At 47.9% G+C, this 20,508-nt stretch carries 20 protein-coding genes; 8 read left to right on the top strand and 12 right to left on the bottom strand.

What is annotated here, in order from left to right:
- Positions 1-113 precede the first annotated feature (113 nt).
- From OOK74_RS08370 to OOK74_RS08360, 3 genes are all read right to left on the bottom strand, one after another.
- On the bottom strand, positions 114-563 hold the full coding sequence (locus OOK74_RS08370; RefSeq protein WP_166014545.1) for a YaiI/YqxD family protein: 450 nt from the start codon (positions 561-563) through the stop codon (positions 114-116).
- On the bottom strand, positions 560-856 hold the full coding sequence (locus OOK74_RS08365) for a DNA-binding protein (protein ID WP_274723530.1): 297 nt from the start codon (positions 854-856) through the stop codon (positions 560-562). Before OOK74_RS08365 ends, OOK74_RS08370 begins: the two co-directional genes overlap by 4 nt.
- A gap of 87 nt (positions 857-943) precedes the next feature.
- Positions 944-1,243 (bottom strand): DUF3301 domain-containing protein, encoded by a 300-nt coding sequence (locus OOK74_RS08360; RefSeq protein ID WP_278182590.1) that lies wholly within the window; start codon positions 1,241-1,243, stop codon positions 944-946.
- Between the two features lie 173 nt (positions 1,244-1,416).
- Here OOK74_RS08360 and OOK74_RS08355 point away from each other — a divergent pair, with 173 nt between their 5' ends.
- Complete coding sequence (locus OOK74_RS08355; RefSeq protein ID WP_278182589.1) at positions 1,417-1,728, top strand: YqcC family protein; 312 nt, start codon at positions 1,417-1,419, stop codon at positions 1,726-1,728.
- Positions 1,729-2,460: a tRNA pseudouridine(65) synthase TruC gene (truC, locus tag OOK74_RS08350; protein WP_278182588.1), complete on the top strand. Its 732-nt coding sequence runs from the start codon at positions 1,729-1,731 to the stop codon at positions 2,458-2,460. It abuts the gene before it with no gap.
- Between the two features lie 125 nt (positions 2,461-2,585).
- On the opposite strand, the gene dxs is transcribed toward truC, so the two are convergent.
- The 3 genes from dxs to xseB all read right to left on the bottom strand — a co-directional run bounded on the left by dxs (position 2,586) and on the right by xseB (position 5,679).
- On the bottom strand, positions 2,586-4,466 hold the full coding sequence (gene dxs / locus OOK74_RS08345) for a 1-deoxy-D-xylulose-5-phosphate synthase (RefSeq protein WP_278182587.1): 1,881 nt from the start codon (positions 4,464-4,466) through the stop codon (positions 2,586-2,588).
- 19 nt (positions 4,467-4,485) lie between these two features.
- Positions 4,486-5,370, bottom strand: a complete 885-nt coding sequence (ispA, locus tag OOK74_RS08340) for a (2E,6E)-farnesyl diphosphate synthase (protein WP_274723526.1) — start codon at positions 5,368-5,370, stop codon at positions 4,486-4,488.
- 66 nt (positions 5,371-5,436) lie between these two features.
- Positions 5,437-5,679 carry an exodeoxyribonuclease VII small subunit gene (gene xseB, locus OOK74_RS08335; protein ID WP_166014552.1) on the bottom strand — a complete coding sequence of 81 codons (243 nt, stop codon included), beginning with the start codon at positions 5,677-5,679 and terminating at the stop codon, positions 5,437-5,439.
- Positions 5,680-5,991: 312 nt separating this feature from the next.
- Here xseB and pomA point away from each other — a divergent pair, with 312 nt between their 5' ends.
- The 4 genes from pomA (at position 5,992) to OOK74_RS08315 (ending at position 10,643) form a co-directional block, all read left to right on the top strand.
- Complete coding sequence (gene pomA / locus OOK74_RS08330) at positions 5,992-6,756, top strand: flagellar motor protein PomA (protein ID WP_277208160.1); 765 nt, start codon at positions 5,992-5,994, stop codon at positions 6,754-6,756.
- A gap of 15 nt (positions 6,757-6,771) precedes the next feature.
- Positions 6,772-7,716 (top strand): flagellar motor protein MotB, encoded by a 945-nt coding sequence (locus OOK74_RS08325; protein ID WP_278182586.1) that lies wholly within the window; start codon positions 6,772-6,774, stop codon positions 7,714-7,716.
- A gap of 161 nt (positions 7,717-7,877) precedes the next feature.
- Positions 7,878-9,329 carry a tRNA uracil 4-sulfurtransferase ThiI gene (thiI, locus tag OOK74_RS08320; RefSeq protein WP_274723523.1) on the top strand — a complete coding sequence of 484 codons (1,452 nt, stop codon included), beginning with the start codon at positions 7,878-7,880 and terminating at the stop codon, positions 9,327-9,329.
- A 402-nt stretch (positions 9,330-9,731) separates the two neighbouring features.
- The gene (locus OOK74_RS08315) at positions 9,732-10,643 is read left to right on the top strand and encodes a transcriptional regulator GcvA (protein WP_274723522.1); all 912 of its coding nucleotides are present in this window, start codon (positions 9,732-9,734) and stop codon (positions 10,641-10,643) included.
- Between the two features lie 85 nt (positions 10,644-10,728).
- On the opposite strand, the gene xni is transcribed toward OOK74_RS08315, so the two are convergent.
- From xni to queF, 5 genes are all read right to left on the bottom strand, one after another.
- Positions 10,729-11,508 (bottom strand): flap endonuclease Xni, encoded by a 780-nt coding sequence (gene xni, locus OOK74_RS08310; protein ID WP_274723521.1) that lies wholly within the window; start codon positions 11,506-11,508, stop codon positions 10,729-10,731.
- A gap of 133 nt (positions 11,509-11,641) precedes the next feature.
- Entirely contained in the window at positions 11,642-13,000 is a 1,359-nt protein-coding gene (gene ppnN / locus OOK74_RS08305) for a nucleotide 5'-monophosphate nucleosidase PpnN (protein ID WP_278182585.1), read from the bottom strand.
- Positions 13,001-13,239: 239 nt separating this feature from the next.
- Positions 13,240-14,802, bottom strand: coding sequence for a GGDEF domain-containing protein (locus OOK74_RS08300; protein WP_278182584.1), 1,563 nt, complete (start codon positions 14,800-14,802; stop codon positions 13,240-13,242).
- Between the two features lie 121 nt (positions 14,803-14,923).
- On the bottom strand, positions 14,924-17,182 hold the full coding sequence (locus tag OOK74_RS08295) for a tetratricopeptide repeat protein (protein ID WP_278182583.1): 2,259 nt from the start codon (positions 17,180-17,182) through the stop codon (positions 14,924-14,926).
- Between the two features lie 14 nt (positions 17,183-17,196).
- A complete protein-coding gene (queF, locus tag OOK74_RS08290; RefSeq protein WP_274723517.1) occupies positions 17,197-18,042 on the bottom strand; it encodes an NADPH-dependent 7-cyano-7-deazaguanine reductase QueF in 846 nt (281 codons plus the stop codon).
- 99 nt (positions 18,043-18,141) lie between these two features.
- Between queF and syd the strand changes: the two genes are divergently transcribed.
- Positions 18,142-18,690 (top strand): SecY-interacting protein, encoded by a 549-nt coding sequence (gene syd / locus OOK74_RS08285; RefSeq protein WP_274723556.1) that lies wholly within the window; start codon positions 18,142-18,144, stop codon positions 18,688-18,690.
- Position 18,691: 1 nt separating this feature from the next.
- A complete protein-coding gene (locus OOK74_RS08280; protein ID WP_274723516.1) occupies positions 18,692-19,468 on the top strand; it encodes a Zn-ribbon-containing protein in 777 nt (258 codons plus the stop codon).
- 222 nt (positions 19,469-19,690) lie between these two features.
- Here the strand turns inward: OOK74_RS08280 and metQ are convergent, their stop codons facing one another.
- Entirely contained in the window at positions 19,691-20,500 is an 810-nt protein-coding gene (metQ, locus tag OOK74_RS08275; RefSeq protein ID WP_274723515.1) for a methionine ABC transporter substrate-binding lipoprotein MetQ, read from the bottom strand.
- Between the last annotated feature and the right edge of the window lie 8 nt (positions 20,501-20,508).

Here is a 20,508-nt window from a genome sequence, read left to right as displayed (position 1 = left end):
CATAGCTGGTGGCAAAAATCGCGCGCCGTGATGTAGGTTCAGCGTTGCACAAGGCGAAATGGCATCTTAGCTGAGCCTGCCACCGAGCTGGCAGGCCATCGACAGTGTAGGGTTTATGCTCGACGCTTGGCTAAAATCCGGTCGAGATGATTGGCAAATTCGCGGCGATCGGTTTGCGAAAGTGCTGCCGGACCACCAGTCTGAATACCGCTGGCGCGCATGGTATCCATAAAATCACGGATATTGAGCCGCGCTTTGATGGTTTCTTTGGTGTACAGCTCCCCCCGTGGGTTGAGCGCTAAACCGCCTTTGCTGATCACTTCATCGGCAAGGGGGATATCGGCGGTGATCACCAAATCGCCCGCTTCGCTGCGTCTGACTATCTCATTATCGGCAATATCAAATCCTGCAGAGACTTGCAGCGCACGAATGTTATCGCGCTTTGGCAGTGGGATCAGATGGTTGGCGACAAAGGTACACTCGATACCGGTACGCTCTGCGGCGCGGATCAAGGTTTCGCGGATCACTTTTGGACATGCATCGGCATCAACCCAAATTTTCATACTGGTGCTCCTTGGGTGCTGGCTTCTAATTCAGCGACCCGTGCTGAGAGTTGCAATAAGGTTTGTTCTAACAGGGCAACCCGCTGCTCAAGACTTGCAGGCATTGGGGCTGCCACTTCGATGCTCGGAATGCGTTGGCTATTTTTCCAACTTTTGAGCGCAGCAATGATGGCTGGCATTGGCACGGGGGTGGTTAAACGCGCTTTGACCAACGCCACCGAGGGTGTTTTGCCTTGTTGGGTGAGCTGATTAAGGATCTGTTCTAGTTGTTGCGAAACGTTGGTGGTCTGCATAATCGTTCCTGATCGGAGTTTGCTGGCATCTTACTGACAAAATGGCCGGTCAGCAAAAGCGCTCAGCGCTGCTGAGATAATCTTGAGTTAAATTCGGTATGGCGGCAGGCTAAAACGTCCTACTCTTAAGCCGCGCATTTCTAGCTGACCTTGATAACAATCATCACCAAGCGCTGAAAATTCAAACAGATACACCGTGTGCCAACCCCATGCACCTTGGCTGGTTTTGAATTTGTGCTGACCTAAGGCCACATTGAGTAGCTGTAAATCAAGCTGGGTGCAGTGGCGTTGAATCGCTTGTCTGGCGGTTTCCGCTTGGTGGCGCTGCTGCCAAAATCCCCATCCGGCGCAGCAGAGGGCTAATATCCACAATAAATCACCGATCATGCTTTATCCTTGGTGTGCAGGGAGCTTATAACAGAACTGCTCCTAACTTGGGCAGAGTCATCAGTACAGGCGTTATCAGTACAATAACGCGTTGGTTCATCACCCTGTGGTGAGAATCGGTGCTATTCTATGGCACTTTTTGAAAACTAGCCTACAGATAAATCGGATCTATTATGTTGTTGAACACCCGATTGGGGAATTTACTCGTCGAGTTGGAATCGAGTTTGCGTGCGCTGCAGTTGTGGCAGACAACGCCACCGAGCGCGCAAGCACTGGCTAGCCAAGCGCCTTTTGCGGTGGATACGTTAGCCCCTGAGCAGTGGTTACAGTGGATTTTTGTACCGAAAATGCAGCAAGCCATCGCTCAGGCCAGCGTGCCGCGCGGTTTTGCACTGGAGCCTTATTTTGCCGAAGCGTGGCAGGGAGAGGCGCAGTACCAAGCGCTGCTGGCGCTGATCCGAGGTATTGATGAGGTGTGCCAATAGATGCTAGAGATTATTTATCAAGATGAGTATTTGGTCGCCGTCAATAAACCGGCTGGCATGCTAGTGCATCGTTCATGGCTTGATAAGCATGAAACTCAGTTTGTGATGCAGACTTTGCGCGATCAAATTGGCCAACATGTCTTTCCACTGCACCGTTTAGATCGGCCGACATCCGGCGTGTTGGTGTTTGCACTTTCCAGTCAAATTGCCTCCGATGTGATGCCGATGTTTGCCAATCATGAGATGGAGAAAACCTACCACGCGATTGTGCGCGGTTGGATCCGCGAGGCGGATGTGCTCGATTACCCACTCAAAGAAGAGTTGGATAAAATCGCCGATAAATTTGCCCAGCAAGATAAACCCGCGCAGTCGGCGATCACCGCTTATCGACCACTGGCGCATGTGGAGCTGCCGATTGCGACCGGAAAATTTTCAACCACGCGTTATTGCTTGATGGAAATGCAACCCAAGACTGGGCGTAAGCATCAATTACGGCGGCATATGGCGCACTTGCGCCATCCGATTGTCGGGGATACCACCCATGGTGATGGTGTGCATAACCGACTGTTTCGGGAACACTTTTCGGCGCAGCGTTTGATGTTGCATGCCAGCGAGTTGCGTTTTGTCCATCCTTACACTCAGCAGCCTTTGTTGTTGCGCGCTAGTGTCGATCAAGTGTGGCAAGGCTTGTTGAATGAGTTTGCTTGGCCAGCTAGCTTGCTGAATCGTTAGGGCTTAGCCCCATTGACAATGGTGCGCGAAAGTATAATTTCGCGTGCCAATAACAGCAAAGCCTTCGTGATGAAGGCTTTGCTCGTTAATGCGTGGTGATTCAAGCGTGGGTGATTAAAGTGCGTCTACTTGGCAAGGTAGCGACGGATCGCATGTTCGATCCCTGTGCTATCTAAGCCGAGCTCTGCGTGCATCTGTTGCTGCGAACCTTGCACGATGAATTGATCCGGCAGGCCTAAATTCAATACCGGCTTAATCCATTTTTGTTGCATCATCAGCTCAATCACTCCGGCCCCAGCGCCGCCTGCAATCGCGTTTTCTTCTAACGTCACTAACACATCGTGGCTTTGGACTAACTGCTGGATTAAGTCTTGATCCAACGGTTTAACAAAACGCATATCGGCCACCGTTGCATTGAGTTTCTCTGCGGCCGCTAAAGCATTTGGTAATAGCGTACCAAAGTTTAAAATCGCCACTTTTTCACCGGAGTTAGCCTGACTTTCACGCATGATGCGCCCTTTACCGATGTCTAATGCGCTAAAGTCACTCTTTAGCTCAACGCCCATGCCGTTACCGCGTGGATAACGGACGGCGCTTGGCCCTTGATGTTGGTGGCCAGTATAGAGCATCTGCCGGCACTCATTTTCGTCAGCCGGTGCCATGATCAGCATATTCGGGATGCAGCGCATAAAGCTTAAATCAAATGCCCCTTGGTGAGTTTGACCATCTGCGCCGACAATCCCAGCTCGGTCGATAGCAAACATTACCGGTAGGTTCATGATCGCTACATCGTGGATCAGTTGATCGTAACCGCGCTGTAGAAAGGTTGAGTAAATCGCCACAATCGGATGATAGCCAGCAATTGCCATACCGGTTGCGAGGGTAACGGCATGTTGTTCTGCAATCGCCACATCAAAGTATTGCTCTGGGTACTCTTTTGAGAAGCGCACCATGCCAGATCCTTCACGCATCGCAGGCGTGATCGCCAGCAGTTTTGGATCTTGCGCGGCCATATCACACAGAAAATCACCGAAGATTTTCGAGAAAGTTGGCTGAGGGTTGTTGCTTTTCGGCAAGCTATCATGGCTTGGGTCAAATTTAGGTACCCCGTGATAGCCGATCGGATCTTTCTCCGCGGGTGCGTAGCCTTTGCCTTTTTTGGTCATGACGTGCAAAAACTGTGGCCCTTTTAGCTCGCGCATATTTTTCAGGGTTTTGATCAGTTCCAGTACATCATGGCCATCAACCGGACCAATATAGTTAAAGCCAAGCTCCTCAAATAACGTACCCGGCACCACCATACCTTTCAAATGCTCTTCGGTGCGACGTACCAGCTCTTTGATCGGCGGAATGCCGGAAAGTACTTTTTTGCTTCCTTCGCGAATCGACGTGTACCAACTGCCCGATAGCACTTGGGCTAAATGATTATTCAGCGCACCGACATTTTCCGAAATCGACATTTCATTATCGTTGAGGATCACCAGCATGTCGGGGTGGACATCGCCAGCGTGATTCATCGCCTCAAACGCCATGCCCGCGGTAATCGCACCATCGCCAATCACACTGACCACTTTACGGTCTTGACCTTCTTTACCCGCACAAATGGCCATACCCAGCGCGGCACTGATCGAGGTTGAAGAGTGGCCAACAGACAGAGTGTCGTATTCACTCTCTTCGCGCCAAGGGAAGGGGTGTAAGCCCTCTTTTTGGCGAATGGTCGGCATCTGATCGCGTCGTCCAGTCAAAATTTTGTGTGGGTAAGCTTGGTGGCCGACATCCCAAATCAACTGATCAAAGGGGGTGCGGTAGACATAATGCAGTGCGACGGTGAGCTCGACCGTACCTAGCCCTGAGGCTAAATGGCCGCTTGATTGGCTGACCGAATTGAGTAGGTAACTGCGTAACTCGTCACACAGTTTCGGCAGCATGTCTTTAGGCAGGCTGCGCAGCTCATCTGGAGTATTCGCCAGAGCTAGAGTTGGGTATTTTGAAATATCAAGAGTCATAACTATGCGCGCTTATGGTTTAATTTTTGCGCTCGACAACATATCGGGCGAACTCTTCCAGAGACTGAGTATTGTAGGGGATCTCACTTAACGCTAGCAGCGCTTCTTGTAATAAAGCCTGCGCCTTTTGCTGCGCTCCAGCTAAGCCGAGCAATGCAGGATAAGTGCTTTTGTTGAGTTGTTGATCCGAACCTTGTGGTTTACCGAGCGTTTGCGTGTCGCTGATGATATCTAAAATATCATCTTGTACTTGAAAGGCTAGTCCAACTGCATCCGCGTAGCGATCCAAATATGGCAACATAGCGCGGCCTGTTTCGCCTGCCGCCAATGCACCTAAGCGGATCGCGCAGCGCATTAACGCTCCGGTTTTATTGCGATGGATGGTTTGTAATTGTTCTAGTGAGATTAAGCGGTTTTCTGCCGCTAAATCGAGCGCTTGTCCAAGACACATTCCTTGCGCACCAGAGGCTTGCGCTAGGATTTGGATCATGGCAACCCGCTGAGTTTCTCCCGCTGCAGACAAGCTGCCTTCCGCCAAAATGGTAAAGGCCAGTGTTTGCAAGGCGTCACCAGTTAAAATCGCGGTCGCTTCATCAAATTGGATATGGCAGGTCGGCTGGCCGCGGCGTAATTCATCATCATCCATCGCCGGCAAATCATCATGGATCAGCGAATAAGCATGGATACACTCAATGGCCGCCGCAGGGGTATCGAGCTCGCTCAATGCGCAGCCCAACATCTGCCCAGTGATGTAGACCAAATAGGGGCGTGCGCGTTTGCCGCCAAGCAGTAACCCGTAACGCATCGCCTCGATCAATGGCAAGTTTTGAAACGGGATCTGCTCTAGCCACTGCTCCAGTTGCTGATTATTTCGCTGTTGGTATGAGGATAACGCCTCAATCATAGGGCTCTCGTCTGTATCGGTTGTGCCGGATCTGTGGTTTGAGATCGACGGCCTTGGCGAAGTGGTTTACTCCGCGACTGGGTTAAAATCGCTTAGCGGCGCATCGTCACTTTGACTGAGTAAAATGCGTACGCGTTGTTCGGCGTCATCAAGCTTGAGTTGACCGGCTCTAGCGAGCGAAATACCGCGTTCAAACTTTTTTAATGCTTCATCAAGAGCGAGATCGCCACTTTCCAATTGTTCAACCAACTGTTCCAGTTCATCGATCGTCGATTCAAACGACATGTTTTCTGGTTTCTTGTTCGCCATAATCGGTATGCCTTAGTTAAGATGCACGAAAGTTACCTCAGGGGGCTGAGTTGGTCAAATTGAACCAAACGATTTTGTCAGAAACGGAAGGCTTTTTTACCGTGTCAGATAACGAAATGAAAAAAAGCCCGTTGAGTCACGCATCGATGGATAAAAACTCGCTACCCGAGCGCAGCCTATTGCTTGCTTTTCCGCTACACTAGGCCGGTTTTTCACTGTCAATACAGACAATTTGCTTAAAGAATTTATTCTGTTGCCGATAATCAAAGTAAGCTTTTGATTATCGCGAATGTATAGCCTGAGGAGTGCTTGGTGGATTTAGCAACATTGATAGGTCTTATTGGCGGCTTAGCTTTCGTTCTTATGGCGATGGTGCTAGGCGGCAGCTTGGTGATGTTCGTCGACGTTATTTCGATTCTGATTGTAGTCGGTGGCTCAACTTTCGTGGTGCTCATGAAGTTCACCTTTGGGCAATTTTTTGGTGCCGGAAAAATCGCTGGTAAAGCGTTTATGTTCAAGGCCGATGAGCCTGAAGATCTGATTGCCAAAATTGTGGAAATGGCCGATGCGGCACGTAAAGGTGGCTTTTTGGCGCTAGAAGAGATGGAAATTCCCAATCCGTTTATGCAAAAAGGCATTGATTTGTTGGTCGATGGGCATGATGCCGATGTGGTGCGTGCTACTTTACAAAAAGACATAATTTTAACCGATGAGCGACATAGTAAAGGCACTCAAGTGTTTCGCTCTTTTGGGGAAGTGGCTCCTGCGATGGGCATGATTGGTACCTTGGTTGGATTGGTGGCGATGTTATCCAATATGGATGACCCTAAATCGATCGGTCCTGCGATGGCGGTGGCACTATTGACCACCCTTTATGGTGCGATATTGGCCAATATGATCTGTTTTCCGATTGCCGATAAACTGGCCTTACGCCGCGATCAGGAGACGCTCAATCGCCGCTTGATTATGGACGGTGTGTTAGCGATTCAAGATGGACAAAACCCAAGAGTTATCGATAGTTATTTGAAGAACTACCTTAACGCAAGCAAGCGTGCGCTTGATGTTGATAAAGAGTAGCGGAGCTGACTGACGATGGATGACCAACAACCTTGTAAATGTCCGCCTCCTGGTGCGCCGGCTTGGCTTGGTACCTTTGCCGACTTGATGTCACTGCTGGTGTGCTTCTTTGTTTTGCTGCTGTCATTTTCTGAGATGGACGTGCTCAAGTTTAAGCAAATTGCAGGGTCGATGAAGTTTGCCTTTGGGGTACAAAATCGTCTCGAAGTGAAAGATATTCCGAAAGGCACCAGTATTATTGCTCAAGAGTTTCGTCCTGGGCGTCCTGAACCAACGCCGATTGATGTGATCATGCAGCAAACCATTGACATCACCCAGCAAACGCTTGAGTTTCAAGAGGGGGATGCAGATCGTGCGGGTGGCAATCAGCGCGATTTGGGGCAAATGACCGGGGGGCAATCGCCCGACACTGCCACTCAAGATAATCAGAATACCCAGTCAGAGCAGCAATCTCAAATCATGTCTGAGCAGATGGAGATTGTGGCTGAAAGCATTAAAAAAGCGTTATCGCGTGAAATCGAACAAGGCGCGATTGAGGTTGAAAATTTAGGTCAACAAATTGATATTCGGATCCGCGAAAAAGGGGCTTTCCCAGAAGGTTCGGCATTTTTGCAGCCCAGATTCCGTCCATTGGTGCGACAAATTGCCGATTTAGTGAAAGATGTTCCTGGCAAGGTGCGAGTGACCGGGCATACCGATAATCAAAGGCTCGATTCTGAATTGTATCGTTCAAACTGGGATCTTTCCGCTCAGCGCGCGGTATCGGTGGCGCAAGAAATGGAAAAAGTGAAAGGTTTTGACCACTTACGATTACAGGTGCGTGGTTTAGCCGATACTCAGCCACTGGGTAGCAATGATAGCGAAGTGCAACGAGCGCTCAACCGACGGGTCGAGATTAGTATTTTGCAAGGTGAGCCGCTGTTTAGTGATGAAGTTCCATCACGAGCAGTAGCGCGCTAGGTAGGCGGATCACCATAAGGCAAGTCGTATGACTTGCCTAGTTGATGGGCATTTCTCTGCACCAGAGGATCGTGTATAATCGCGCCCCTTTAGCGGTAAGCGCCTTAGAGCGCCTTACCTGCAGCTTGGCAGATTGTCTAACTCAGATTGCGAATAACCTTATGAAATTTATCGTCAAACCCCATCCGGAAATTTTTGTGAAAAGTGAATCGGTGCGTAAGCGTTTCACAAAGATCCTTGAAAGCAATATTCGAATTATTGTGAAAGCCCGCACACAAGGGGTGGCGGTATTCAATCGTCGCGATCATATCGAAGTGACCTCGGCCAGCGATACCTATTATGCGGAAGTGCTGGAAATTTTGACCACCACGCCAGGTATTCAGCAAGTTTTGGAAGTGCAGCAATCGACCTTTACCGATCTGCATAACATCTATGAACAGGTGCTTGAGCTTAATCGAGCCAATATCGAAAACAAAACCTTCGTGGTGCGCGCTAAGCGTCGTGGTAAGCATGATTTTACCTCGATTGAACTTGAGCGTTATGTCGGTGGCGGCCTCAATCAAGCGGTGGCCAGTGCCAAAGTGAAACTGACCAATCCAGATGTGACGGTTCAAGTTGAAGTGGCTGATGATCTGCTCAACCAAATCATCGCTCGTTATAAAGGTTTGGGCGGCTTCCCGCTCGGTACCCAAGAAGATGTGCTGAGTTTGATCTCTGGCGGTTTTGACTCAGGCGTGTCGAGCTACCTACACATTAAACGCGGTTCAAAAGTGCATTACTGCTTCTTCAATCTTGGTGGCCCAGCTCATGAAATTGGCGTCAAGCAAACCGCTTACTACTTGTGGCAGAAATACGGTTCATCGGCCAAAGTGCGGTTTATTGCGATTGATTTTGAGCCGATCGTGGCTGAAATCTTAGAAAAGATCGACGATGGCCAGATGGGCGTGGTGTTAAAGCGTATGTTTATGCGTGCCGCTGGTATGGTGGCTGAAAAGTTAGGTATTCAGGCTTTGGTGACTGGTGAAGCGCTAGGCCAAGTGTCGAGCCAAACCTTAACCAATCTACGCCATATCGACAATGTAACCGATACGCTGATTTTGCGTCCGCTGATCAACTGGGACAAAGATGACATTATTCGGCTGGCGCGCGAGATTGGTACCGAAGATTTTGCCAAAACCATGCCTGAATTTTGTGGGGTGATTTCGAAAAGCCCTACCGTTAAAGCGGTGCAAGCGAAACTTGAGCAAGAAGAAGCGAAATTTGATTTTGCGCTGCTTGAGCAAGTAGTGTACAACGCACGCCAGATCGATATTCGTGAAATTGGTAAACAGTCGCTGGAACAAGCACCAGAAGTGGAACAGGTTAGCATTGCTGACCAAGCCAATGCGGTGGTGCTGGATATTCGTAGCCCAGATGAAGAAGACGAGAGTCCACTGCAACTGGATGGCGTGACCGTTAAGCACCTGCCGTTTTACAAGTTAGCGACTCAGTTTGGTGATTTAGATCCATCGAAAACGTACTTGTTGTACTGCGCGCGTGGGGTGATGAGCCGTTTGCAAGCCTTGTATTTGCAAGAACAAGGATTTAGCAACGTGAAAGTGTATCGTCCATAAACGTTAGTCATGTTGGTTATCACGCACCGTTTGCTGAGCAGGCGGTGCGTTTTTTTTGCTTAATTAACGGGGTTCACTCAACGGAATCTGTTTAATGGCGGGAGATAAAAAAACACCGCCCAGAGGCGGTGCTAAAAATTTGACAGACAGGTCAAAAATAAATACAGGAAGTATTTGTTTTGTGGCAGGGATAATTGCACAAAACAGAGGGTAGAAACTACCTAACTCGAAATTCGAGTTTGCAAACACAACATCGCAACAACTAAGCCTATTGATTTACAAAGAAATCAAGCCGTTCAGGCCGCTGTTACGCGGTGAAATATAGATTTTCTCTGGTCGATTAGCAACGGACAAATTATAATGTTTCAGATAAAAAAAACTAATCACTAACCGAGTGTCTGTATGTCCAGAAGATTACCTCCTCTCAATTCGTTAAAAGTGTTTGAAGCGGCAGCTCGCCATTTAAGTTTTACTCGAGCTGGTGAAGAATTATTTGTGACACAGGCCGCAGTTAGCCACCAAATCAAAGCGTTAGAAGAGTTTCTTGGTTTGAAATTATTCCGGCGCCGTAATCGATCTTTGCTGCTGACCGAAGAGGGGCAAAGTTACTTTCTGGATATTAAAGATATTTTTGGTTCATTAGCTGAAGCCACAGATAAATTACTTGAACGCAGTGAAAAAGGCGCATTGACGATCAGTTTGCCACCGAGCTTTGCTATCCAGTGGCTAGTGCCGCGTTTGGCGGATTTTAACCAGCAAGAGCCGGATATTGATGTGCGGATCAAAGCGGTTGATATGGATGAGGGATCGCTGGCGGATGATGTTGATGTGGCGATCTATTATGGTCGCGGTAGTTGGCCTGGGCTGCGTGCCGATAAACTGTATCAAGAGTTTCTGATCCCGCTCTGTTCACCTGCGTTGTTGCTGGGCAATAAGCCGATGGAAACCTTAAGTGATTTAGCTCATCACACTCTGTTGCACGATACTTCGCGCAAAGATTGGAAGCAGTTTGCCAAAGAAAATAGTCTCAACAACGTCAATGTTAACCACGGGCCGATTTTCAGCCACTCAACTATGGTGTTGCAAGCGGCGGCCCATGGTCAAGGGGTGGCGCTGGGTAATAACGTATTAGCCCAACCCGAAATGGATGCTGGGCGCTTAATCGCACCGTTTGATCAAGTGCTGATGACCAATAATGCTTTTTATGTGGTGTGTCATGAAAAACAAGCGGACATCGGGCGGGTGGCCACATTTCGTGACTGGATGCTGAACAAGGCACGCAGTGAGCAGGTAGAGATTCTGCAGCAAGTGTAGTGATAGGGTGTACTCTCTGCTGGTGCTGGAATTGGGCATATTGGCGATCGATGTGCAACGCCAAGCATCGACCAACAGCACAGTGTTAGCTGCTGGAGGGCGCGCTAAAGCGGATCTCTTGTAAGTTAAAACCAAGTTCAATATCGGTTTTTAATGTACTGATTTGTTTGCAGATCCGCGCCATCTCAATCTGAGGTTCGAGTTTTTTACGGTATTTATCCGCCAGTTCAGGGCTTAAATACGCTTGTTCAATGCTGCTAAACTGGTGCAAAATTTGTTGCGCCGCTTTAGGGCCAATCCCGACGACGCCTGGAATTTGGCTTGAACTGACCCCGGTTAAGCCCCAGTAGTCGGTCAATTGTGCTGGTGCTACGCCAAATTCTTGGGCGATAAACGGTTGATCTAACCAGCGCTGCTGAAAATAGTCTCTAATTTGCAAGGTTGGTGAAAGCAGTTGGCAGTAGCCTTTATCGGTCGAAATGATGGTGACTTTTTGTTGCCGTCCGGCGACTTTACAGGCCAGTGTCGCGATCAAATCATCTGCTTCATCACCTTCGGATAACAGCGAATCAATCCCGAGTTGCCACCACGCATCTTGAATGGTTTCTAATCCTTGCTGGAGCATTTCTGGCATCGGTTTGCGGTTGGCTTTGTAGCTAGGTAGTAATTGAGCGCGCCAGCCACGATCGGCTAATTGATGGTCAAAAACCGCGATCATATGGCTCGGCTGGGCTTCATTAATGATGCGTTGCAGTGTGCGAGTGGTGGTTTGTGCCGTTCGGGCGATGTCATTCGGATCAGGCTGTGCAGAGTGTACACGGCGGATCAAATTAAGGGCATCAATAATAACCAGGTGAAGGGACATAACCAGCAATCAACAACAATAAGGGCTTATCAGGCCCTTATTGTAATCAAAACCCGCCAGATTACGAATCTGAATTTGAGCTTATCACCTTGTTTGGTGGGGGATGTGAACGCGATTCGCTCATCGTTACCTTCTAGAGCACGATTTTATAGCATGGCTCATAGGCGGTACCACCGGGTAATTTCATACGATGTTGCGCGACAAAATCATTGAGCAGTTTATCTATTTTATCCATCAACTGTGGATCGCCATGCATGATAAAGGGGCCGTGGCGTTCTATCTCGCGGATCCCTTCTGCTTTGACATTACCTGCCACTACCCCAGAAAAAGCGCGCCGTAAATTGGCAGCTAATATTTCTGGAGGCTGGTTTAAATGTAAATCGAGATTAGCCATGCTGTCATGATTGGGTTCAAATGGCAGTTGAAATTCAGGCTCAATTTTAAGTGACCAGTTAAAACTGTAAGCATCGTCTTTGTTTTTCCGATGCTCACGTACCCGCGGCATAGCATGACTCATTATCCGAGCTGCTTCGGCTGGATTATCAATCACAATATGGTAGTGTTTACGCGCTGCTTCACCCAAAGTCTCAGTGATAAATTTATCTAACGAATGGAAGTAAGCTTCACTCTGTTTGGGGCCGGTTAACACGATTGGCATCGGTTGATCGGCATTGTCCGGATGCATCATGATGCCAAGGATATACAACAGCTCTTCGGCGGTGCCCGGCCCTCCGGGGAAGATAATAATCCCGTGTGCCATGCGCACAAAGGCCTCTAAGCGCTTTTCAATATCGGGCATAATCACCAGTTGATTGACAATTGGATTCGGCGGTTCTGCAGCAATAATCGATGGCTCGGTTAAGCCAAGGTAACGATAGGCTAAATAGCGCTGTTTGGCATGACCAACTGCGGCGCCTTTCATCGGGCCTTCCATGGCTCCTGGGCCACAACCGGTACAGATATTGAGCTCACGTAGTCCTAATTCATGGCCGACCTCACGGGTATATTGGTATTCGACCGGATTGATTGAATGGCCGCCCCAGCACACCACTAAATTAGGCTCAATTCCAGGGGCCAGCACCCCAGCATTGCGCAAAATACTAAACACTAGGTTGGTGATATGAGTGGTATTGGTTAAGTTAAGCCGCTGACTATCGGCTAAGTGCATATTGATGTACACAATATCGCGCAGCACCGCAAATAAGTGCTCTTGAATACCTTTGATGATTTGTCCATCCACAAAAGCGTGTTCAGGGGGATTAACCAGCTCAAGTTTAATGCCGCGTTCGCGGCGCATGACGGTGATGTCAAAATTTTTATATTTATCGAGTAGTTCTCTAGAGTTATCGGTATGGCTGCCGGAGTTGAGCACCGCAAGGCTACAGTTACGGTAGAGCTGATACAGATCGCTAGACGCAGTTTTTTTCAGGCGTTCGACTTCGAGTTGAGAAAGCAGATCCATACTGCCGGCTGGGCTGACTTGAATAATCATACTGTCCTCCTTCAACCTAGGGTTGAGGCATGCGAGAGCGTGAGGATAACCCACGTCGCACAGAGCTAGACGTGATACCGCTGCGACTTAAAGTAGGCGACTTTAAGTGGTGTGGTATAGATAACCTCTTGATATGTTTGTTTCAATCTAGAGGCATCTCATCATAGAAGGAAATATCATCAGCGGTTAATTGTGAAACAGAGCACAATTAAAGTGAGAGGTGAGCAAATATTATGCGTTTATTTCCAAGCCAACTGGCTAGAACCACTGCTTTTGGCTTGGTTTAAGGTCAGATTCAACCGATCGAGTACCGTTTCTGGAGTGTCAGAATCGGCAAAACGCAGACAGGCGGCTGAAACCGTAATGGTCAAATTTTTATCGCGGAATTTAAACGGCAATTTCGAGACGTTAAGCTGAATTTGATGAATGATTTGATAGCTGTCGCTATCTGAGCGCTCAGGCATTAAGACAATAAATTCTTCGCCGGCAAAACGCGCTACAGTATCACCATCGCTCAGCTCTTTTTTGATGGTGCGCGCAATAATGGTTAACGCTTTATCACCTGCGGTATAGCCAAAGCTGTCGTTGATCGATTTGAAGTTATCGATATCAAATAGCACAATTCGAAAATTGTGCTGACCACGGATCCAACGGCGGTATTCGTGTTCGAGCCGTTCAGTAAAGTAGCTCCGATTATAGACCTTAGTTAAAGGATCTAACTGTGCTCGTAACGCTTGTTCTTCCAGTCGGTGGTGATAATTCTGCGCCAAATCCGACAAGGCGGCCATTTGATCTTTGCTGTATAACATCCGTTCGAACAGGGCTTGCTCACGCTGTTCAGATAAATGTAAACGTTCAGTCAGTGAGGTCATTTCGCGCAGCAAAGGGGTCATTTTTTGCTTAAGTTGCGCGATATCGGTTTGTTCGGCGAGGGTGGTTTGGCTACGTGACACTAAGTTGCCTAGTTCACTATTCATCTGTTGGCGATGGATGAGATAATTTTGGCTCTGCTCTAGATTTTGGGTGACACTTTTGAGGTTGTTGCCAACCGAGAGATTGACTTGTTCTAAGAAGGCTTGGGCCGATTTCCGTTCCATCTGGCTGCCATTCACCACCAAACGCAGTACTTCAAGGGTTAATTCAAGCAGAGTGTGAGGATTGACACCGAGCAGAAGTTTAGAGCGAATATCATTCAATTGCTCGCCAGATTCACCATTAAAATCAAGTTCAGTGATCAACTGTTGTAGATCGATACACAAGCGATCGAGTAACTCACGATCCGCTGACCGAGCGATGTCACTTTGCGCCAAATTGGGATTGATGGATTGGATTTTGACCGCGCGTTGGTAGATGTCCAACAAGCGCAGTGCTTGTTCGGTTTTTTCTTGCGGTTGGGCCGCGCTAAAGCTGATCAGATCGCGCAGATCGCGTTTGATTTTTGGTGGCAACCCAGCCACGCGCAGCAGGGTTTCTGCGCTGTGTTGTAATTGGCGATCTAGGTGATGGTGATGTTTATCCATGGCAAGTGACCGTTGTTTCAACATGCGTTCCAGCACCGCCAATTGAGGGATCAGTTCGCTGATGTCTTGTGGCTGCTGTAATGCATAGCTAAGCTCATCTAAACTTTGGTTTAGCTCATGGCTACCTCGATAGTGGTTAGCCAATGAAGATACCATGCGTTTAAGAACCTGTTGTTCTCGGTTAAATTTAAACGACGTGTCCCTTTGGGTCAGACGGACTTGCTCTAACTGAGATTTAAATTTGTCAAGCTCTGCTTGAAGATCGTGTTCTAGAACGCCCATGTACAACAAACTAGATAGTAGAGGATCAATGCTGATCCTATTTATTAATTCATCGATAATAACAAATATTTTCTCAAGGTCACTGAATGTTTATGTCGACTGGGCAGCATTTAGCCATCTTTTAGTCATCTTTTAAGAGTTTTTTGATATTGTCCTCATTCTGTGAGGAAGAGTGAACTTTGATTAGCCCTTGATTGATGGCGTGTTTGCAAGCAAGCCGAATATTTCCAGAAGCAAAACAGGCCGCGGGTGCATTTTCAATCGCTTTAAAATACACCCAGTGGCTTTGACCTTCGCTTAGGCTTAATTCACGGGCGATATGGGTCGCCATCAATAAAATATCCAGCAATTCTTTATCATTGATGGCGGTATAAGCGCGTGGCAAAAATGGATAATCAACAATCCCCATCCGAATGATTGGATTTAGCTTACGATTAGCGGCAAATTCATTCATCCACAACTGAATTTGATTGAACAGTGTTTCCGGAGCGCTTTTTTGTTCACCACTTTTCTCGATATAAAGCAGGCTCGCATCAGAAAAATGGTACAGCCGATTCGGCTCTTTGATTTTCTCTCTCAGGAATTGTCCAAAAGCGTGCTCTAACTCTAAACCTGCACTGTAACCGTTTTGTAGGTACATATTACGCATAAAAGGAAAGTCGATCAGCGCGAAGCGTAGCCGGTCATTCAGCGGTTGGTGGATTAATTCACCGAGCTGCCATTGTTCATAGTTATGGTGGCTTTTTTCTAATGAACTGGGCAGCTTGGCATGCAGCATACGTAGGTTATTGAGCTGGGATCGCGAGTGAGTAAATAAGGTGTCGTGTAGCTCTGAAATTTCATCTTGCTGACGTTGCATAATATAGCCACGTCGCCAATTTATCATCAACATCACTAAGGTGATCAGCAGTAAGAACAGGGCAATTTTACGTAGCTGAGTAAATTGGTTTTGGGTCTGTTGTAGCTGTTTTTCTTGCCCGACTAGATGCAAGGTTTGTTCAATAAATTCCCGTTGTTGGCGGAAAGCATCTTCACTAATTTGGTTGAGTTTATTTTGTCGTTTTTGTGCCAAGGCTTGGCTTTGTTTAAAGGCCGCTAGGGCTTGGTTAGCGGAACCACTTTTTTCATAACCGAGTGACAGTAAGCGATAAGCTTGCTCTTGTAGCTGATCATCTTGCAAGGATTGACCGATGGTTAAGGCTCTTTCTGCGTAGCGAATTACATCTTGAGCCATTTTTTGATAATAAGCCAATCCGGAATGCAGTAATGCGACATGTCCATTTAAGCGCGGAGCATCGGTCAGAGCCAGTAACTCTTCTGCGCTGGTTAAATATTGTTCGGCGATCGAGTAGTTGTAGAGCTGTAAATAAGTGGCAGCCAGATTAATGCGTATTTCAATCTCATCATTAAGCAATGCACGATGATTTTGATGATCGATGACATTAAAATAATGCACTAAAGCTAAGTTGTATTTTCCTTGCTGATAGTAAATATCACCCATCTGTTTCAGCACTAAAGGCAAAAAAGGTGATTGCTCGTAGCGACCATAAAAATCGGCGGCTTGTGAGAAATGATCGAGTGCTTTATCTAAAACTTGCCGATTGAAAAAAAGTTGACCAAGTCGGGTATTGGATTTGGCCAATAATACCCCTGAGTTACTTTCAATCGCACTCCAGTATGCGACTAAAAACTCAGACAGCGCTAGGTTATAGCGTTCATGGTTGAGATGATGCTCGCCCAATTTGAGGTGATATTCAATCGCCGGTTTCTCACTGGTTAAGGTGTCAAGATACGGCTTTAATTGGGCGAAGAGTTTATCTGCCACCTCTACTTGATTGGCTTTTGAGGCAATTTCCGCTTGCAGCAGGGTAATTTTATAATTAATGCTTTTGGCGATTTGATCCGCATTTTCGATCTGTCGATACTGAGCAGTGATCTGTTCGAGTCGTTGCTGCGCATGCTGTGCATCGCCATCGGTTTGCCAGGCAAGGCGAGTGCTGAGCAGTTGTACCTCCAGCCGCAAATAGGGCAATTGATATTGTTCGGTAAGCGCTTGAGCATCGATTAGGATCAATTGTGCTGATGGATGATCCGCTAGGTTATCTAACGCTTGCGCGAGAATCATCATCGCATCGACACTGCTGCTCGGAGTGCGCATACGGCTGTCTGGTTCATCACGAGCAATAGCCGCCGGATGATTTTCGATTTTTTCGGCTAAATGGCGCTCATTGAGATATTGCTGGGCTATTTTTTTCGCTTGCAAAGGTGAGATTTCAACTAAGCCATCGGCTTCATTCAGCATCGGTGAAGTGTAAATTGCTGCTTGTAGTCCAGTTGCGAGCAGCATGCCCACCAGAGTCAGCCAGTGTAGAAATCTCATCCTAGATTACATCCTTATTGTCGTGCCATACGGCGATTATCTGTTGGCGCAGCTTGATAGTTAGATCGGAATGGGTTGATATCAAGTCCACCACGCCGTGTATAGCGCGCATAAACGGTTAAGGTTTCTGGCTGGCAGTAGCGCATAATATCAGTAAAAATCCGCTCGACGCACTGTTCATGAAATTCGTTATGTTCGCGGAAAGAAACCAGATAACGCAGTAAAGCTTCGCGGTTAATTTGTGCGCCGTGATAAGCAATTTCAACACTGCCCCAATCGGGTTGATTGGTGATCAGACAGTTGGATTTGAGCAGGTGGCTGTGCAGTATCTCGTTGACTACCTCACCTTGAGCCGCGCCTTGTAATAGGGTGTGATCAAACTGGTAATCTTGAATCTCAATATCTTGCTCATCGATGCATTCACCCTGCAGGGTGGCAATCGGTTCGGCAGTGTAGTGGGTCAGCGGCTGCACCTTGACGGTTACTGTTTCTCCAGCACAGGCGGAAAGATCGCGTATCAGTTGTGCCGTTACCTCATCCCAGCTGGCAAAGCGGGTCTGGTTATAGCTATTAAGATAGAGCTTAAACGATTTGGATTCGATCAGATTCGGGCTGGTAGCAGGGATCGCCACTTCTCCGATCGCCACTTGTGGCAAACCGTTTTGATTAAGCCAAGAGAGTTCATACAGCGTCCAGATATCACAGCCCTGAAAGGGCAGTTGGCTGCCAAGCTGCAGATCGTCGCGGTTTAAGCTACGCGGTACCGCTTGCAATAGGCTTGGATCGTACTGGTTGGCATACTCGGTGGTTTTACCCAGTGTCAGGCCTGCCAGTGCTTTGGCATCGGAATATTTGCTCATGTTTTTCAGTCAATTCAATTAGAATATGCAGAATTTTACGCAATCCCAGTGCCAGTGTCATTAATTAGGCGGCGCAAACTCTACATGGAGATGATGATGATGACGCACAGCGTTGTACAAGCCCTACGCGATTTCAGCCAACGTTTTTTACAACAATCGCAGCAGCAAAATGGTCAGTTACCCATAAGCTATGATCTGTTTGGATTGGCTTCACCTTGTGTGGTTGAGACGCTGGCAGATGCGGTGCGTTGGCAACCCGTCAGTCGTGCTGTATGGGCCGATTTTACGGCGATGGAACAGGCGATTGAGCTCTCTTTACATGAAGACAGTAAAGCCTTTTATGCCAGCCAGTTTAGTGCGGATATGCCTGCGCTGTGGCGTGGTCGAGCATTGACACTGCTGCAAGTCTGGAGTGAGGAGGATTTCACCCGTCTGCAAGAAAATCTGTTGGGGCATCTGGTCATGCAGCGCCGCTTAAAACAGCGCCCTACGGTGTTTATTGCTACCACGGATGATGAGATGGCGGTGATTGCCGTGTGCAATGTGACGGGCAATGTGATCCTTGAAAAACTCGGCACCACTCAGCGCGAAGTACTGAGCGTGGATGTGGCGGAATTTTTACAACAACTTGAACCCGTGGTGAATTGAGATGTACGTGGTTGAATTGGAATTTGAGTGTTTTGATAACACCACCATTAGCGCAGTGGATAAAGCGATCAATGGACTGATGGATGCGCTACGCTATAACGGTCAAGTATTGGGGCGTGAGTTTCCGATTGTGCTCGGCGATGGAGTCTTTTATCTGCGTGCGGTATGCCCAGAAAAGGAGAGTCTGCACCCTAAGTTTCATTCGCAATATGTTGAACGCTGCGTGAGCCGCTTAAGTGAAGCCGGTTTATTAGCCCCGAAAGTGCGGTTATTAGGGCTGGATATTAACTCTGAGCAAGCCGCTGAAACTGATACGCCAAGCTGGCAGATACTGTATACCACTTATGTACATACTTGCTCGCCGCTGCGCAGTGGCGAAAGTTTATTGCCGATCCCTCTTTATCGTCATCCTCCCACCTTCAATGGCGATCATAAAGCGGTGATCAAATGGCAAACCGAATGGCAAGCGTGTGATGAGCTACAAATGGGCGGCGCGTGCCAAGCTGAGCATGCCGCTTTACATGAAATCTGCGATGTAGGCAGTGATTTATTTCGTCGTGGGCGAGATTTGTGTGGACGGATTGAATATCTGACCCAAGTGCCGACCTATTACTATCTGTATCGTGTCGGTGGCACCAGTCTTGCCGATGAGCGGGCGCGTGTTTGCCCTCAATGTGGTGGCCAATGGTTACTTGATGAGCCACTGCACGATATTTTCCATTTTCGTTGTGAGTCGTGCCGAATTGTCTCTAACATTTCATGGGATCATTTGAAATAACGCTGACCCCATATTTTGTTACCATCCCTAAACTTCGGCCTTGGACGGGGATGATTTTAGCGAGCCAGTTGGGCAGAAAAGGTGGCCATCGCCAGTATTGACTGAGGTGCTTAGCTGGATTGGTGGCATAAAAAAGGTTGGCGTGTTGCCAACCTTTTAATGTTTTTCACTGCATGCTCAGTCAGTGGATACTTGTCCGGTGCATGCATTACGACATAGTGATCACCAACCTTGCACCGATCCACCTTGGAAGATTTCTGCTGCCGCTTTAGCAACTTCATCGGTTTGGTAAGCTTTCTTAAAGTTTTGCACATTTTCTGCGTTGACGTTGGCTTCACGTGCGACCAGTAAATTGACGTATGGCGACTCTTTATCTTCCACGAAGATCCCGTCTTTTTCTGGGGTCAGATTAATTGAGCTAGCATAAGTGGTATTGATGATTGAGAGCGCGACATCATCCAATGAACGAGGCAGTTGCGCTGCATCTAGCTCTAGGATCTCGAGTTTCTTTGGATTGGCGATGATATCACGTACTGTGGCCAGCAAGCCCACCTCTTCACGCAGTTGCAGCAGACCTTGTTGTTGCAGCAGCAGCAGCGCACGACCTAGATTGGTTGGGTCATTCGGTACCGCAATGCGTGCGCCATCTTGTAGCTCATCCAGTGAAGTGATCCGCTTTGAGTAAGCCGCAATCGGATAGACAAAGGTGTTGCCAACAATTGCCAATTTGTAACCGCGATCGGCGATTTGTTTATCGAGATAAGGTTTATGTTGGAACGCGTTGGCATCGATTGAGCCATCATCCAGCGCCGCATTGGGGGTAACGTAGTCGGTAAACACCACTAATTCGACATCTAAATTGTATTTTTCTTTGGCAATTTTTGCCGCCACTTCAGCAACTTGGGCTTCCGCTCCTGCGATAACGCCAACTTTGATTTTGTTGTTATCAACTACTTTCTCACCACAGCCAGCGAGGATCAGGCTTGAGGCCGCTGCGGCGATAGTCAGTAAATGTTTCAGGTTAAACTTCATGATGAACT

It is taken from the genome of Vibrio misgurnus (assembly GCF_029635775.1).
Taxonomy (GTDB): Bacteria; Pseudomonadota; Gammaproteobacteria; order Enterobacterales; family Vibrionaceae; genus Vibrio; species Vibrio chanodichtyis.
This window is presented reverse-complemented; position numbering and strand designations above follow the sequence as displayed.